General features: G+C 74.2%; 15 protein-coding genes, 1 tRNA gene and 1 riboswitch. Of the genes, 2 read left to right on the top strand and 14 right to left on the bottom strand.

Translation table 11 applies throughout. The annotated features are described in order from the left end of the window. Positions 1–111: 111 nt before the first annotated feature. On the top strand, positions 112–405 hold the full coding sequence (locus tag ACQP6G_RS06540) for a hypothetical protein (RefSeq protein ID WP_429763430.1): 294 nt from the start codon (positions 112–114) through the stop codon (positions 403–405). A 273-nt stretch (positions 406–678) separates the two neighbouring features. On the opposite strand, the gene ACQP6G_RS06535 is transcribed toward ACQP6G_RS06540, so the two are convergent. The 11 genes from ACQP6G_RS06535 to ACQP6G_RS06485 all read right to left on the bottom strand — a co-directional run bounded on the left by ACQP6G_RS06535 (position 679) and on the right by ACQP6G_RS06485 (position 11357). Continuing rightward, positions 679–1926, bottom strand: a complete 1248-nt coding sequence (locus ACQP6G_RS06535; RefSeq protein ID WP_429763429.1) for an IS256 family transposase — start codon at positions 1924–1926, stop codon at positions 679–681. 307 nt (positions 1927–2233) lie between these two features. Beyond that, positions 2234–2307: transfer RNA gene (locus ACQP6G_RS06530), tRNA-Pro, on the bottom strand. A 51-nt stretch (positions 2308–2358) separates the two neighbouring features. After that, positions 2359–2886, bottom strand: coding sequence for a 6,7-dimethyl-8-ribityllumazine synthase (gene ribH / locus ACQP6G_RS06525; protein ID WP_429763428.1), 528 nt, complete (start codon positions 2884–2886; stop codon positions 2359–2361). After that, on the bottom strand, positions 2883–4211 hold the full coding sequence (locus tag ACQP6G_RS06520; protein WP_429763427.1) for a bifunctional 3,4-dihydroxy-2-butanone-4-phosphate synthase/GTP cyclohydrolase II: 1329 nt from the start codon (positions 4209–4211) through the stop codon (positions 2883–2885). The genes ribH and ACQP6G_RS06520 overlap by 4 nt, the downstream gene beginning before the upstream one ends. After that, positions 4208–4822, bottom strand: coding sequence for a riboflavin synthase (locus ACQP6G_RS06515; protein WP_429763426.1), 615 nt, complete (start codon positions 4820–4822; stop codon positions 4208–4210). Before ACQP6G_RS06515 ends, ACQP6G_RS06520 begins: the two co-directional genes overlap by 4 nt. 3 nt (positions 4823–4825) lie before the next feature. After that, positions 4826–5893: a bifunctional diaminohydroxyphosphoribosylaminopyrimidine deaminase/5-amino-6-(5-phosphoribosylamino)uracil reductase RibD gene (gene ribD, locus ACQP6G_RS06510; RefSeq protein ID WP_429763425.1), complete on the bottom strand. Its 1068-nt coding sequence runs from the start codon at positions 5891–5893 to the stop codon at positions 4826–4828. A 140-nt stretch (positions 5894–6033) separates the two neighbouring features. Further along, positions 6034–6163: riboswitch (FMN riboswitch) on the bottom strand. 69 nt (positions 6164–6232) lie between these two features. Further along, positions 6233–7273: a hypothetical protein gene (locus ACQP6G_RS06505; RefSeq protein WP_429763424.1), complete on the bottom strand. Its 1041-nt coding sequence runs from the start codon at positions 7271–7273 to the stop codon at positions 6233–6235. A 51-nt stretch (positions 7274–7324) separates the two neighbouring features. Continuing rightward, complete coding sequence (der, locus tag ACQP6G_RS06500; protein WP_429763423.1) at positions 7325–8908, bottom strand: ribosome biogenesis GTPase Der; 1584 nt, start codon at positions 8906–8908, stop codon at positions 7325–7327. A gap of 92 nt (positions 8909–9000) precedes the next feature. Next, entirely contained in the window at positions 9001–9693 is a 693-nt protein-coding gene (gene cmk / locus ACQP6G_RS06495) for a (d)CMP kinase (protein ID WP_429763422.1), read from the bottom strand. Between the two features lie 99 nt (positions 9694–9792). Continuing rightward, a complete protein-coding gene (locus ACQP6G_RS06490) occupies positions 9793–10656 on the bottom strand; it encodes a pseudouridine synthase (RefSeq protein ID WP_429763421.1) in 864 nt (287 codons plus the stop codon). An 80-nt stretch (positions 10657–10736) separates the two neighbouring features. Further along, positions 10737–11357: a TetR/AcrR family transcriptional regulator gene (locus ACQP6G_RS06485; RefSeq protein ID WP_429763420.1), complete on the bottom strand. Its 621-nt coding sequence runs from the start codon at positions 11355–11357 to the stop codon at positions 10737–10739. Positions 11358–11491: 134 nt separating this feature from the next. Here ACQP6G_RS06485 and ACQP6G_RS06480 point away from each other — a divergent pair, with 134 nt between their 5' ends. After that, entirely contained in the window at positions 11492–11914 is a 423-nt protein-coding gene (locus ACQP6G_RS06480) for an organic hydroperoxide resistance protein (protein WP_429763419.1), read from the top strand. A 2-nt stretch (positions 11915–11916) separates the two neighbouring features. Here the strand turns inward: ACQP6G_RS06480 and scpB are convergent, their stop codons facing one another. The 3 genes from scpB to ACQP6G_RS06465 are packed head-to-tail and all read right to left on the bottom strand — an operon-like array spanning position 11917 to position 14541. After that, the gene (scpB, locus tag ACQP6G_RS06475; RefSeq protein WP_429763418.1) at positions 11917–12612 is read right to left on the bottom strand and encodes an SMC-Scp complex subunit ScpB; all 696 of its coding nucleotides are present in this window, start codon (positions 12610–12612) and stop codon (positions 11917–11919) included. Next, positions 12609–13580: a segregation and condensation protein A gene (locus ACQP6G_RS06470; RefSeq protein WP_429763790.1), complete on the bottom strand. Its 972-nt coding sequence runs from the start codon at positions 13578–13580 to the stop codon at positions 12609–12611. Before ACQP6G_RS06470 ends, scpB begins: the two co-directional genes overlap by 4 nt. Further along, positions 13573–14541, bottom strand: coding sequence for a ParA family protein (locus tag ACQP6G_RS06465; RefSeq protein ID WP_429729163.1), 969 nt, complete (start codon positions 14539–14541; stop codon positions 13573–13575). Before ACQP6G_RS06465 ends, ACQP6G_RS06470 begins: the two co-directional genes overlap by 8 nt. Positions 14542–14619: the final 78 nt, after the last annotated feature.

Below are 14619 nucleotides of genomic sequence, written 5' to 3'. Positions count from 1 at the left end.
CCGGCGGCGGCGAGCCCATTACCGACACCACGCCGCTCCGACTACCGTCGAAGCGTCAGTTCCGAGCCTCCACTGAACCCGGGGCGCAACAAGGTCTTGATAAAGCGGCCGATGAGCAGCCTCGACGGCGCCCTAGAGGCGATGGCGAGAGCCCTCCCCGTCAACGGTACGGAAGCCCTAGCGACCACGGACCTCGTCAAGGGGTTGCGCGCCTCCGGTCGGGCGAGCTCGACACCCGAGGCGCTTCGGCTCGTGCGCAACGACCTCGCCCAAGGCAACCGTGGCTACCCGGCCGACGAACTCGACGAAGCCGTCGCGGTGCTTGAGCGGATCGTGCGGGGCCACGCACTTCGGCTCCTTGGATGTCCGGACCTCGTGGTTACCCGGCTATTCGACGAGCACTGACAGGCAAAGTCCTCGAAGCCCTCCAAGTCCGCGCTTGCCAACGCGAGCAATTCGTTTGCGATCGACGGCTGTAGCAGGGCCGCCAAGGCGAAGGTACGTTCGGCGCTGGATAAGGGGTGAACGCCGGAGGGCCCGGCCCGACAAGTTCGGTCCGTGCCCTCCCTCACCTGAATACCTCAGGCGACGTGTCCCCACCTCGATGTGAGGCGACCGCTGACCCGAGCCGGGGTCAAGCCCCTGGGAGTGGTGTAGCGCTCGGTGATCCTTCTTGGGTTACGCGCTGAGTTCGAGCATGGGGTCGGTGTTCACCTCCGTCGACGTGTTGGTGACCGGGCTCAGGCGGCATCGGGCGAGGACTTCGAGGCCGAGGTAGCGGCGACCTTCGGCCCATTCGTCGGTCTGTTCGGCCAGCACGGCCCCGACCAGGCGCACCACCGCGCTTCGGTTGGGGAAGATGCCCACGGCGTCGGTGCGGCGGCGGATCTCGCGGTTGAGTCGTTCGGTCGGGTTGTTCGACCAGATCTGGGACCACACGTCCTTCGGGAAGTCGGTGAACGCGAGGATGTCGGCGCGGGCGGCGTCCAGGTGCTCGGCGACCTCGGGCAGCTTGCCGCCGACGTAGTCGAGCAGCCGGTCGAACTGGGCCTGCACCGCCTTGGCGTCGGGCTGGTCGTAGACCGAGTGCAGCATCGCCTTCACGGCGGGCCACATGCTCTTGGGGCAGATGCTCATCAGGTTGGCCGCGTAGTGCGTGCGGCATCGCTGCCACGTGGCGCCGGGCAGGTTCGCGGCCACGGCCTCGACGAGGCCGGCGTGCGCATCGCTCGTGACGAGGCGGACTCCGGCCAGACCGCGGGCGACGAGGTCGGCGAAGAACTCGTTCCACGCCGGCCCGGTCTCGCTCGTGGCGACCCGCATGCCCAGGAATTCGCGGTGACCGTCACCGTTGACCGCGGTCGCGAGAAGCACGACGGCGTTGATGACGCGCCCGTTCTCGCGGACCTTCATCGTCAGGGCGTCGGCGGTCACGAACGTGAACGGGCCCGCCTCGTCCAGGGGACGGTGACGGAAGGCCTCGACCTGTTCGTCCAGGTCGGTCGCCATCCGCGAGACCTGCGACTTGCTCAACGAGTTGATCCCGAGGGTCGTGACCAGCTTGTCCATCCGGCGGGTGGACACTCCGGCCAAGTAGCAGTCCGCGACCACCGTGATCAGTGCGGACTCGGCCCGCTTGCGGCGCTCGAGCAGCCACTCAGGGAAGTACGAACCGGACCGCAGCTTCGGGATCGCGACATCCAGGGTCCCGACCCGGGTGTCCAGGTCGCGGTGGCGGTAGCCGTTGCGCTGCGTCGTGCGCGTCGCCGATCGCTGGCCCCATTCCGCGCCCACCACCGCGTCGGCATCGGCACTGAGCAGGGCGTTGATCACCGTCTGCAACAGCGATCGCATCAGGTCCGGCGAGGCCTCGGTCAGGGCCTCGCCAAGCAGGCCGGCAGGGTCGACAATGGCAGGTGCGGTCATCGTGATGCTCCGTTCGAGGGTGCTGTGAAGGGTTTCTCTCGAAGGATCACGCGGTGGCCGCACTTCGTCTCGTCGAAGACGATCCCGGCGACCGCGCTACACCACTCTGCGGGACTCAACTCAGCCCAGCCCTACCCCATGTGAAGCCCGGGATTCCGCGGATTTTGCAGTCTCATCGCCGTGAGATCAGGCACCAGCGCCACGATCGACCACCCGGCAAGGACCCGAGTTTCCTGCGAGTTGCCGTCAAACAACGACCGGAAACGACAAATGCCCAGGTGAGAAACAGCTCTCACCTGGGCTTTTGTCGGGCTGACAGGATTTGAACCTGCGACCCCCTGACCCCCAGTCAGGTGCGCTACCAAGCTGCGCCACAGCCCGTCGACCCCACACGTGGCACCGTGGTGCCACCCCGCAGGGCCGACCGAAATACTACCCCAGGTCGGACACTGCTCCTGCATCGACGCGGGCACCGCCGACCGCTGCCTTCCGGACGTCACCGAGCACCCGCGCGGTGGCGAGCGCGGCGGCGGCGGCCTCGTAGCCCTTGTCCTCGTGCGAGCCGTCCAGCCCGGCGCGGTCGAGGGCCTGCTGCTCGTCGTCGCACGTCAGGAGGCCGAACCCCACGGGCACGGTGTGGTCGAGCGCCACCCGGCTCAACCCGTCGGTCGCGGCCGCGCACACGTAGTCGAAGTGCGGTGTGCCGCCGCGGATCACGACGCCCAGCGCGACGACGGCGTCATACCCGGAGGCCGCGAGCGCCTGGGCGGCCACGGGCAGCTCGAACGAGCCGGGCACCCGCACGACGCGCGGCTCCGCGACCGCGTGGTCGGCGCAGGCGCGCAGCGCGCCGTCGAGCAGACCGTCCATGACGACCTGGTGCCAGCTCGCCGCGACGACGGCGACGCGCAGGTCGGAGCAGTCGACGGGCGCGGCGGCGGGGGCGCCGGCGCCGCTCATCGGGCCGCTCCGGCGACGATCGGGGCGGTCGGGGTGCGGTCCATCGTGGTTCCTCCGGTGTCGTGCGGGATGTCGTGCGGGATGTCGTGCAGGGCGTCGGACACGTGGGGCAGGTCGTGCCCCATGCGGTCGCGCTTGGTGCGCAGGTACCCCAGCGTGCGCGGGTGGGCGGGCAGGACGAGGGGCAGCCGCTCGGCGACGGCCGCTCCCCCGGCGACGAGGCCGTCGACCTTGGCGGGGTTGTTGGTCAGCAGGCGCACGCCGGGTACCCCGAGGTCGCGCAGCACGTGAGCGGCGGCGGTGTAGTCGCGGGCGTCGGCGGGCAGCCCCTGGTCGAGGTTGGCGTCGACCGTGTCCCGGCCGCCGTCCTGCAGGGCGTAGGCGGCGAGCTTGGCGGCCAGGCCGATCCCCCGCCCCTCGTGCCCGCGCAGGTAGACGACGACGCCGCGGCCGGCCTCGGCGACCCGGCGCAGCGACTCGTCGAGCTGCGGCCCGCAGTCGCACCGGAGGCTGCCGAACGCGTCACCCGTGAGGCACTCGGAGTGCACGCGCGCGAGCACCGGCCCGTGCGCCGGGTCCGCGAGGGAGTCGAGGGACCCGGCCACCAGCGCCACGTGCTCGTTCCCCGTGCGGGTGTCCCGGTAGGCGACGGCGACGAGGTCGCCGTGCCGGGTGGGCAGGGTCGTGACGGCGACGCGCTCGACGAGGATCTCGGTGGCGCGCCGGTAGGCGGCGAGGTCGGCCACGCTGATCAGGGCGAGGCCGTGCTCGGCCGCGAACTCCCGCAGCGCGGGCAGCCGCATCATGGTGCCGTCGTCGTGCACCAGCTCGGCGAGCACGCCGGCCTCCCCGCGCCCGGCCAGCCGCGCGAGGTCGACGGCCGCCTCGGTGTGCCCGCGTCGCTCCAGGACGCCGCCGGGGCGCGCCCGCAGCGGCAGCACGTGCCCGGGCCGGGTGAGGTCCGCTGGCACCGCCTTCGGGTCGGCGAGCAGGCGTGCGGTGCGGGCGCGGTCGGCGCCGGAGATGCCGGTCGAGACGCCCGTGGCGGCGTCGACCGTCACCGTGTACGCCGTGCGGTAGGCGTCCTCGTTCGCCTCGACCATGAGGGGCAGCCCGAGCCGGTCGAGCGAGTCCCCGGCCACGCCCACGCACACGAGGCCGCTCGTGTGCCGCACGAGGAAGCCCATGAGCTCCGGCGTCGCGGCGTCGGCGGCGAGGATGAGGTCGCCCTCGTTCTCCCGGTCCGCGTCGTCCGCGACGACGACGGGGCGGCCCGCCGCGACGTCGTCGATCGCCCGCGCCACGCGCTCGACGGCGCCGCTCATCGTGCCGCCACCGTCGCCGCGAGGTGCCGCTCGACGTACTTGCTCAGCACGTCGACCTCGAGGTTGACCCGCTCTCCGACGGCGCGGGAGCCGAGCGTCGTGCGGGCCCTGGTCTCGGGGATGAGGCTCACGGTGAACGCGTCGTCGCGGGCGTCCACGACGGTGAGGCTCACGCCGTCGACGGCGATCGAGCCCTGCGCCACCACGTACCGCGCCAGCGCCGGAGGCAGCGCGACGTCGACGACCTCCCACTGCGTGCCCGGCGTGCGGGCGAGCACCGTCCCGACGCCGTCGACGTGGCCCTGCACGACGTGCCCGCCGAACCGTCCGTCCGCCGCGAGCGCGCGCTCGAGGTTGACCGGGTCGCCGGCTCGCCGCCCGCCGAGGCTCGTACGGGCCAGGGTCGCGGCCATGAGGTCGGCGGTCCAGGTGGCGCGGCCGTCGTGCACCCCCGTCTCCGCCACGGTCAGGCAGCAGCCGTCGACGGCGATCGAGTCGCCGAGCCGGACGCCCTCGAGCACGGTGTCGGCGGCGACGGTGAGGCGGGCGCCGTCGGCGTGCTCGCGCACCGCGACGACGGTGCCGAGCTCCTCCACGATTCCGGTGAACATGGCTCAGCGCTCCTTCCGCGGCCGCAGGGCGAGCCGCACGGTGGGGATGTCGGTGGGGTCGTCCGGGTCCCGGGGCAGGACGGCGACGTCGAGGAGGTCGAGGCGCGCGGCGTCGGCGATGGTCCCGATGCCGAGGTCGGCGACGGCCGACGCGCCGACCCCGAGCAGCACGGGCGCGACGTACGCGACCACGTCGTCGACGAGCCGGGCGCGCCAGAAGGCGGCGGCGAGCGCGGGCCCGCCCTCGAGCAGCACGTGCCGGTGCTCGCGGTACCAGAGCAGGTCCAGCACCTCGTGCGGGTCGTGGGTGCGCAGGTGGATCACTGCCTCGCCGGCCGCCGCGGCGCGCGCGAGCCGGGACGACGCGGGCAGGTCCCGCAGCCCGACGACGACGCGGTCCGGCTGCTGCCCCGTCAGCGGGGCGTGCCGCACGGTGAGGTCGGGGTCGTCGGCGAGCGCGGTGCCGGTGCCGACGACGACGGCGTCCACCCCGGCGCGCAGGCGGTGCACGTCGTGGCGCGCGGCCCGTCCCGTGATCCAGCGCGAGGTGCCGTCGGCGGCCGCGGAGCGCCCGTCGAGCGTGCTCGCGACCTTCCAGGTGACGACGGGACGGCCGAGCTCCTGCGCGCGCGTCCAGACGGCGTTGAGCGCGCGCGCCTCGTCCGCCAGCACGCCGCCGACGACCTCGACGCCCGCGGCGCGCAGGCGTGCGGCGCCGCCCGACGCGGCAGGGTTGGGGTCGTGCTGGCCGTGCACGACCCGCGCGACCCCCGCGGCCAGAAGCGCGTCGGCGCAGGGACCGGTGCGGCCGTGGTGGTTGCAGGGCTCGAGCGTGACGACGGCGGTGGTCCCGCGCGCGGCGCCCGGGCCGCGGGACTCGGTCGCGCGGCGCAGCGCCTCGACCTCGGCGTGCGGCGTGCCCGCGCCGCGGTGGAAGCCCTCCGCGATCGAAGCACCGTCGGCGTCGAGGAGCATGCACCCGACGCGCGGGTTGGGTCCTCGTGCCGGCCCCTGCGCGGCCAGCTCGAGCGCACGCTGCATCGCGGCGCGCTCTGCCGTGGTGGCGCTCATCCGTCCTGCCCCTGTCGTCCGGTCGCGGACCCCGGGGCAGGAAGGCGGGGTCGGACGTGCTCGCACCGACCGGTCGCGGACGGTCGTCACGAAGGACGACACCGGCCGAGGGGCCGGGGGTCGGACCGGACGGGGAGCCGTCGCGTGCGCTTCCCATCCGGACTTTGACCGTCGGTCCAGGAGTTCCACCTGGTCAACCGGTCACAGGCTGTGACCGGGTCGCGGACTTTCACCGCCGGCTCGGAATTTCACCGACCCCAGAGCACGCGAGCAATTCGCTCGTCATCGCCGACCGTGCCACGGCCCGCGCCCGCGTGGCAAGCCCGAGTGGCGCACGTCTCACCCGCGACCGCGCGCCGTGCGCCGCTCGTCGTCCCGCCCCAGCGCGACGCCGAGGGCGACGAGCACGAGGAGATCCACCACCAGGCCCGCCACCGCCACCCAATGCACCGCGCGGAACGCGAGCAGCTGGGTGACCAACAGGCTGACGAGGACCCCGCGCCGCACCCACACCGCCCCCGCGCGGTGGTCCCGCGGGCCGACGACGAGCGCCCACACGACGCACGCCACGGTCGCGGCGACGGCCACGAGGATCCCGACGCCGACCCAGGACGGCACCGCGATCCCGCCGAGCAGCACCCGCAGCGCCACCACGACCGACCCGGCACTGGTGGCGAGCACCGCCACCGTCACGACCGCGGCGGCCCACCGGTGCTCCATCGCCTCGGCGAACCACGCGGACACCCGGACGACCAGCGCCCGGACGGGGTCCGGCACGGTCACGTCGTCGCGCGGCACGGCCTCCACCAGCGCGGCGACCTCCTCCGCCGCCGGCTCGCCGCGGCCCCGCTCCACGAGCGCCCGCGCCTCCTCGCGCTCCACGTCCGTGAAGCCGCCCGCCACGCCGGCCACGGCGCGGTCGGTCGCCACCGCGAGGTACTCCGCGGGGTGGTGCGCCCGTCGCCCGTGCAGGGCCTCCACGAGCAGCACGAGCACGACGACGACCGCGTAGATCAGCGCCGCCGTCGGCTCGTAGAAGTAGTCGTTGTCGGAGGTGACGAACTTGCCGATCTCGTCGACGAACAGCCCGAAGCCGACGCCGCCCAGCACCGCACCGAGCGACCGCGGCGCCGGCCCGACCCACGACAGCAGCACCACCACCGCGAGCGCCATGCCTAGCCCGCCCCACAGGACGTGCGCCACGTGCAGCCCGCCGCCGCCCACCTGCGGGTACCCGGACGCCGCGAGCAGGAACCGCGTGACGAGCACCGTCGCCACCGTCACGACCAGGAACGTCACCAGGTGGCGCACCGCGGACGTGTCGCGCGCCGCGCCCAGGCGCAGCAGGCGACCACGGCGGGCCAGCGGGGCCCGGCTCATCGGCGACTCATCGGCGGCTCATCAGCGACTCGTCGGCGGCTCACCGGCGCGTCAGCGCCGCCGCTTCTCCCGCACGCGGACGCTGATCTCGATGGGCGACCCCTCGAACCCGAAGGTCTCGCGCAGGCGGCGCTCGATGAAGCGTCGGTACCCGGCCTCGAGGAACCCGGTGGCGAAGATGACGAACCGCGGCGGGCGCGTCGAGGCCTGGGTGCCGAACAGGATGCGCGGCTGCTTGCCGCCGCGCAGCGGGTGCGGGTGGGCGGCCACGAGCTCGCCGAGGAACGCGTTGAGGCGCCCGGTCGGGATGCGGGTGTCCCACGACTCGAGCGACGTCTCGAGCGCGCGCGTCAGCTTGTCGGTGTGCCAGCCCGTGCGGGCCGAGACGTTGACGCGCGGCGCCCACTGCACCTGCACCAGGTCCCGCTCGATCTCGCGCTCGAGGTACGGGCGACGGTCGTCGTCCATGAGGTCCCACTTGTTGTACGCGATGACGAGCGCCCGGCCCGCGTCGACGGCCTGCGAGATGACGCGCGTGTCCTGCTCGGTCATCGGCTGCGAGGCGTCGACGAGCACGACGGCGACCTCGGCCTTCTCGATCGCGGCCTGGGTGCGCAGCGAGGCGTAGAAGTCGGCGCCGCGCGTCTGGTGCACACGGCGGCGGATGCCCGCGGTGTCGACGAACCAGTAGGGCACGCCCTTGATCTCGACGAGCTCGTCGACCGGGTCGCGGGTGGTGCCCGCGGTCTCGTCGACGACGACACGCTCGGCGCCGGCGATCTTGTTCAGCAGCGACGACTTGCCGACGTTCGGGCGGCCGACGAGGGCGACGCGGCGCGGGCCGGCGGGCCGCAGCTCCCCGTGCTCGGAGACCTCGGGCAGCACCTTCATCGCGGCGTCCAGCAGGTCCCCGGTGCCGCGCCCGTGCAGCGCGGAGACCGGGTGCGGCTCGCCGAGGCCGAGGGCCCAGAGGTAGGCGGCGTCCGCCTCGCCCGACGGCCCGTCGACCTTGTTGGCGCACAGCACGACCGGCTTGCCCGAACGGCGCAGCAGCTCCACGACGCGCTCGTCCGTCGACGTCGCGCCCACGGTGGAGTCGACGACGAAGATGACGGCGTCGGCCAGCTCGACGGCGACCTCCGCCTGCTCGGCGACCTTCGACTCGATGCCCGCCACGTCGACCTCCCAGCCGCCCGTGTCCACGAGGGTGAACTCGCGACCGGCCCACTCGCCGGGGTAGCTCACCCGGTCGCGGGTGACGCCCGGGGTGTCCTCCACGACGGCCTCGCGGCGGCCGAGGATGCGGTTGACGAGCGTCGACTTGCCGACGTTCGGGCGGCCGACGACGGCGAGCACCGGCAGCGGCGCCTCGCCGGGGCCGAAGCCCTCCTCGTCCCACTCGGCGTCCAGCAGCGCTCGGTCGGCCTCGTCGAGCTCGAAGTCCTCCAGGCCGGCGCGCAGCGCGCGCTCGCGCGCTTCGTCGTCGCCGTCGGACTCGAGGACATCCGCCACGGCGTCACGGCCCTCGGTGTCCGCATGGTCCGCGGGCGCCGCGGCGACGCCGGGCGCAGGCGGGGCGGTGGGCTCGTCGGTGGGCTCGGCAGCGGGCACGGAGCCGTCGGCGGGAGTGGTCATGCGCACCATTCTCCCAGGCCGAGCGGCCTGTCACGAACGAGACCCGCGTCACCGGGTCCGGACGGTGCCGCGCGCACGCGCCGGGTGGCGGGTCAGGCGGTGACCTGCGCGACGACCGCGAGGACGGCGTCGACCGTCTGGTCGAAGTCGAGGTCGGACGAGTCGACGGTGGCGACGCCGTCGGCCGCGACCTGGAACTGGCTGACGGTGGAGTCGTCGCGGTCGCGGCGCAGCACCTGGTCGCGCGTCGCCTCGACGGCCGACTCGTCGGCCGCGCCGTGCACCTCGAGCGAGCGGCGGCGCAGCCGGGCCTCCTCGCTCGCGGTGAGCAGCACGCGGGCGTCCGCGTCGGGGGCGACGACGGTCGTGATGTCGCGCCCTTCCGCGACGACGCCCTTGCCGCCCGAGAAACCGCCCGGCGCGCTCTCGGTCTCGATCACGGCGCGCTGCCGGCGCCGGAGCTCGGCGCGCACGTCGAGATTGGTGGCCACCTGCGAGACGGCCGTGGAGACCTCGGTGGTGCGGATCGCCGCGGCGACGTCGCGACCGCCCAGGCGGACGGTCGGGGCAGCCGGGTCCACCCCCATCTCGAGCGGCATGGCGCGCACGGCGTCGGCCACCGCCGCCTGGTCGGCGAGGTCGGTGCCGCCGTCGACGCACCACAGCGTCGCGGCCCGGTACATCGCGCCGGTGTCGAGGTAGGCGAGCCCCAGCCGGGCCGCCACCGCCTTGGAGACGCTGGACTTGCCGGACCCGGAGGGACCGTCGACGGCGATGACGACCACGAGTGCTCACCTTCTGTTGTCGCGCGGAGTGTCGCGCGGGACTACGGGACTTCGGGGACTGCGGGGGCTGCGGGGACTGCTGGACGGGGTGCGACGACGTCACATGTCGACGTCGCGCATGAGGGTGCCGAGCTCGGTGCGCCCGAGCACCCGCGAGCGCCCGACCCGCAGGTCGCCCAGCACGATCGGGCCGATGCGGGTGCGGACGAGGCGCGTGACCGGGAACCCGACGGCGTCGAGCATGCGACGCACGATCCGGTTGCGGCCCTCGTGCAGCACCACCTCGAGCATCGTCTCGCCGGGCACGGAGTCCACCACGCGCACCTTGTCGGCGCGGGCGAGGCCGTCCTCGAGCTCGACACCGTCGGTGAGCTGCTTGGCGTGGCGGGGGTAGAACTCGCCGCCCGTCACGGTGACGAGGTACGTCTTGCGGATCTCGTACCGCGGGTGGGCGAGCCGGTTCGCGAGCTCGCCGTCGTTCGTGAGGAGCAGCAGGCCCTCGCTGTCGGCGTCGAGCCGGCCGACGTGGAACAGCCGCTCCGGCCGGTCCTTGACCAGGTCGGCGAGGGTGGGGCGGCCCTCGGGGTCGCTCATCGTGGAGACCACGCCGAGCGGCTTGTTCAGCGCGAGGGTGATCTTCGAGGTGTCGAGCTGCACGCGCATGCCGTCGACGTGCACGACGGCCTTCGCCGGGTCGACGCGCAGCCCGAGCTCGGTGACCAGGACGCCGTCAACCTCGACGTGCCCCTCGGCGATGAGCTCCTCGCACTTGCGGCGCGACCCCAGGCCCGCCTGGGCGAGCACCTTCTGCAGCCGGACGCCGTCCGCGACGTGCACGTCGCGGTCCGGCTCGCCGGAGCGCGGCGCCGGACGGCGGGGCGGGGCCTGGCGCTGCGTGCGCCGCGCGGCGGGACCCTGGGGACGGCTGGTGCGGCGGCTCCCGCCGCGGCGTTCGGTGCTCATGGTGCCCGATTCTCTCAGGTCGGGCCGGTCCTGCTCGACGACGCCGCACCACGCCCTGCGCCGGTGCGCCGGCACGGCCCTCAGGCGCCGGCCGCGGCCCCCCGGTGGGCGGCGAGCACCGCCGCGAAGGCCGAGGCGAGGCGGGGCGCGACCGCGCGGGCGTCGTCCACGTCGCCGCACACCATGGCCCCGTCGCGCAGCATCATCAGCTCGGCCGCCACCGCCTGCGGGTCGTCGGCGCCCGCGTCCCGCGCGACGTCGGCGAAGAAGCCCGCGTACCGGGCACGGTGGCCGGCGACGATCCGGCGCACCGGGTGCGCCGCGTCCGCGTACTCGGCCCCGGCGTTCACGAAGGCGCAGCCGCGGAACTGCGCGCTGCCGGCCACGGCGCCCAGGGCCTCGGCGAGGGCGGCGAGGGTCGCCGCCGGGTCGCCGGCATGGTCCCCGCGGAGCCGCTCGAGCAGCGCGCGCTCCTCGTCCGCGATCGCCTCGAGGTAGGCGACGGCGAGGTCGTCCTTCGTCGGGAAGTGACGGTAGAACGTGACCTTGGACACGCCCGCCGCGGCGATCACCTTGTCGGCGCTCACGGCGCGGACGCCGTCCGCGTAGAACAGCCGGCTCCCCTCCTCGAGGATCCGCTCACGCACCCGCCCGCGCCCCGCCGGCCGCTCCGGGGGCGAGGCCGCCGTCCTGGTTCCCATCGCACCAACCTCTCACGTCGAGACCTGCCCCGGGGGGCTCACGACGCGATCCGGGGTGCTTGCGACGACCGGCGTCGCGTGGTCTAGTAGACGAACTAGTAACTCTACTAGTTATCCGACCCAGGAGGACCAGCATGAGCGCGCTCTACACGGCGGTCGCGACCGCCACCGGAGACGGACGGGACGGCCGGTCGCGGTCCGACGACGGACTTCTCGACGTCGACCTCGCGATCCCCAAGGAGATGGGCGGCGCGGGCGGCGCCACGAACCCCGAACAGCTCTTCGCCGCGGGGTACGCCGCCTGCTTCCACTCCGCGCTGAAGCTCGTCGCACGGCGGGAGAAGGCCACCGTGAGCGACTCCGCCGTCGTGGCCGAGGTCTCCCTGCACCCGACGCCCGAGGGCGGCTTCGGGCTGGCGGTCGCGCTGCACGCCGAGCTCGGCGGCGTCGACCAGGCGACCGCCGACGCGCTCGTCGCCGCCGCGCACCAGGTGTGCCCGTACTCGAACGCCACGCGGGGCAACGTCGACGTCACGGTCGACGCGACGGTCGCCTGACCTCAGGCGTCGGGCCCGTCCTCCGCCAGGCCGCGACGGAGGGCCGAGGACGGGTCCAGGGCGATCGCCTCGGCGACGTCCGGCAGGTGCGGCGCCAGGGGCGGCAGCTCCTCGAGCGACGACCAGCCCATCCGATCGAGGAACTCACCCGTCGTGCCGAACAGCACGGCGCCGGTCATCGGGTCCTGGCCCGTCTCGGCGATCAGGCCGCGGGCCAGCAGGGTCCGCACCACGCCGTCGACGCTCACCCCGCGCACCGCCGAGACCTGCCCGCGGGTGACGGGCTGGCGGTACGCGATGACGGCGAGCGTCTCCAGGGCCGCCTGGCTGAGGCGGGACGACTGGCCCTCGAGCACGAAGGCGCCCACGACGTCGGCCTGGGCACGCGCCGAGTAGACGCGCCACCCCTCCGCGCCCTCGCGGAGCTCGAAGCCGCGCGGGCGCCCGCCCGTCTCCCCGCGGTACTCCGCGGCCAGCTCCTCGAGCACCTCGGCAACCTCCGGCACGGGCCGCGCCACGCCGGCCGCGAGCCGCTCGACCGCCACCGGCGACTCCGCGACCATGAGGACCGCCTCCAGCGCCGCCGCCAGCCCGCCCGGCAGGGCGTCGACGTCGACGTCGACGTCGAGCACCGGCTCGGGCGCGGCCGCCGGCTCCGGCTCGGCGGCCTCCGTCTGCTCGTCCGTCTGCTGCGTCATGCCACGACCTCCGTCACGCCGGCGGCGCCCGCGGCGGGCCCCCCGGTCCCCTCGTCCTGCCCGGGCGTCCCGTCGAACTCCTCGAAGCCCGCCGCGAGCTCGCCGTCGTCCTCCTCGTCCGGGCCGTGGTCGCCGCCGTCGTCCGCCGTCCACCGCACGGTCAGCTCGCCGAGCGCCGTGGCCTGCTCGAACGCCACCCGGCCGGAGCGGAACAGCTCCAGCAGGGCGAGGAACCTCGCGACGGCCACGAGCCGCTCCTCCCCCGCGACGAGCGCGCGAAAGGTCGCGACGTGCTCGCGCCGCAGCCGGCGCGCCACCACGCCCGCCTGCTCCCGCACGCTCACGGTGGAGGCGTGCAGGTGGTCGAGCCCGACGACGGGCGGGGGCTTGGGCTCCAGGGCCCGGGCCGCCAGCTCGGCGAGACGCGCGCCGTCGAGGGTCCACACCAGCTCCGGCAGCAGCGCCGTGAGGTGCGGCTCGAGCGGCACCGAACGCGGCACCCGGCGCCCCTCGGTCTCCAGCCGCTCGGCGAGGAGGCCGGAGACCTCCTTGTACGCGCGGTACTGCAGCAGCCGGGCGAACAGCAGGTCGCGGGCCTCGAGCAGCTCCAGGTCCTCGGCGTCCTCCTCGACGACTCCTGGCAGCAGCCGCGCGGCCTTGAGGTCCAGCAGGGTGGCCGCGACGACGAGGAACTCGCTCGCCGTCCCGAGGTCCCACGACGGGTGCTCCTCGCCGCGGGCCGTCGCCTCGCGGGACGCGGCCTCGGCCTCGCGGATGTGCGCGACGAACTCGTCCGTCACGGCCGCGAGCGCCACCTCGGTGACGTCGAGCTCGTGCTTCGCGATCAGCGACAGCAGCAGATCGAACGGGCCGGTGAAGTTGTCGAGGTGCACCTCGAACCCCGGCCGGGCGTCGGAGCCGTCGACGGCGTCGACCGCCTCCCCCTGCTCCGGGGCGACGTCAGGCAGCGTCACCACGGGCGACGAGCTCCCGAGCGAGCTGCCGGTACGCGGCCGCTCCGGCGTGGGTCGGCGCGTAGTTGGTGATCGGCTCGGCCGCCACCGACGCGTCCGGGAACTTCACCGTGCGCCCGATGACCGTGTGCAGCAGCGTGTCCCCGAACGCCTCGTGCACGCGCGCCACGACCTCGCGGGAGTGCAGGGTGCGCGAGTCGTACATCGTCGGGAGGATGCCGTCGATCTCCAGGGCCGGGTTGAGCCGGTCGCGCACCTTCTCGATCGTCTCCACGAGCAGGGCCACGCCGCGCAGGGCGAAGAACTCGCACTCCAGCGGGATGAGCACGCCGTGCGCGGCGGTGAGGGCGTTGACCGTGAGCAGGCCGAGCGACGGCTGGCAGTCCACGAGGATCACGTCGTAGTCGTCGAGGGCAGGCCGCAGCGCGCGGGCGAGGACCGACTCGCGGGCCACCTCGCCGACGAGCTGGACCTCCGCGGCCGACAGGTCGATGTTCGCGGGCAGCACGTCCATGCCCTCGATGTTCGTGGGCTGCAGCACGTCGGTGAAGCTGACGTCGCGCTCCATGAGCAGGTTGTAGACGCTGAGGTCGAGGTCGTGCGGGCTGACGCCCACCCCCACCGAGGCAGCGCCCTGCGGGTCGAAGTCCACGAGCAGGACGCGGCGGCCGTACTCGGCCAGCGCGGCGCCCAGGTTGATCGTCGTGGTGGTCTTGCCGACCCCGCCCTTCTGGTTGCACATCGCGACGATGCGCGCGGGCCCGTGGGAGGCCAGCGGCGCCGGGTCGCGGAAGTCGGGCAGCGGCCGCCCGACGACGTCGGTACGCGGCTCCTCGAGCCCGCCGGCCGGACTGCCCGGGGCGGGGCTGGTCGCGGTGGCCGCGGCCGGTGAGGCGTCGCTCGTGGTCGTCTGCGTCATGGTGTCGCTCCCGAGTCCCTCGCTCACCTGCGTCACGCTACCTCAGGGCCTCCTGGGGTCCGGGCGGCACGCCGGGCGCGCCGTCCTTCCGGGAGCTCCGCCGCGCCGAGCCGC

Origin of the sequence: Isoptericola nanjingensis, assembly GCF_050311635.1 — a bacterium.
GTDB classification, from domain to species: domain Bacteria; phylum Actinomycetota; class Actinomycetes; order Actinomycetales; family Cellulomonadaceae; genus Isoptericola; species Isoptericola nanjingensis.
The sequence above is the reverse complement of the archived record's forward strand: the minus strand, read 5'-3'. Positions and strand labels throughout refer to the sequence as shown.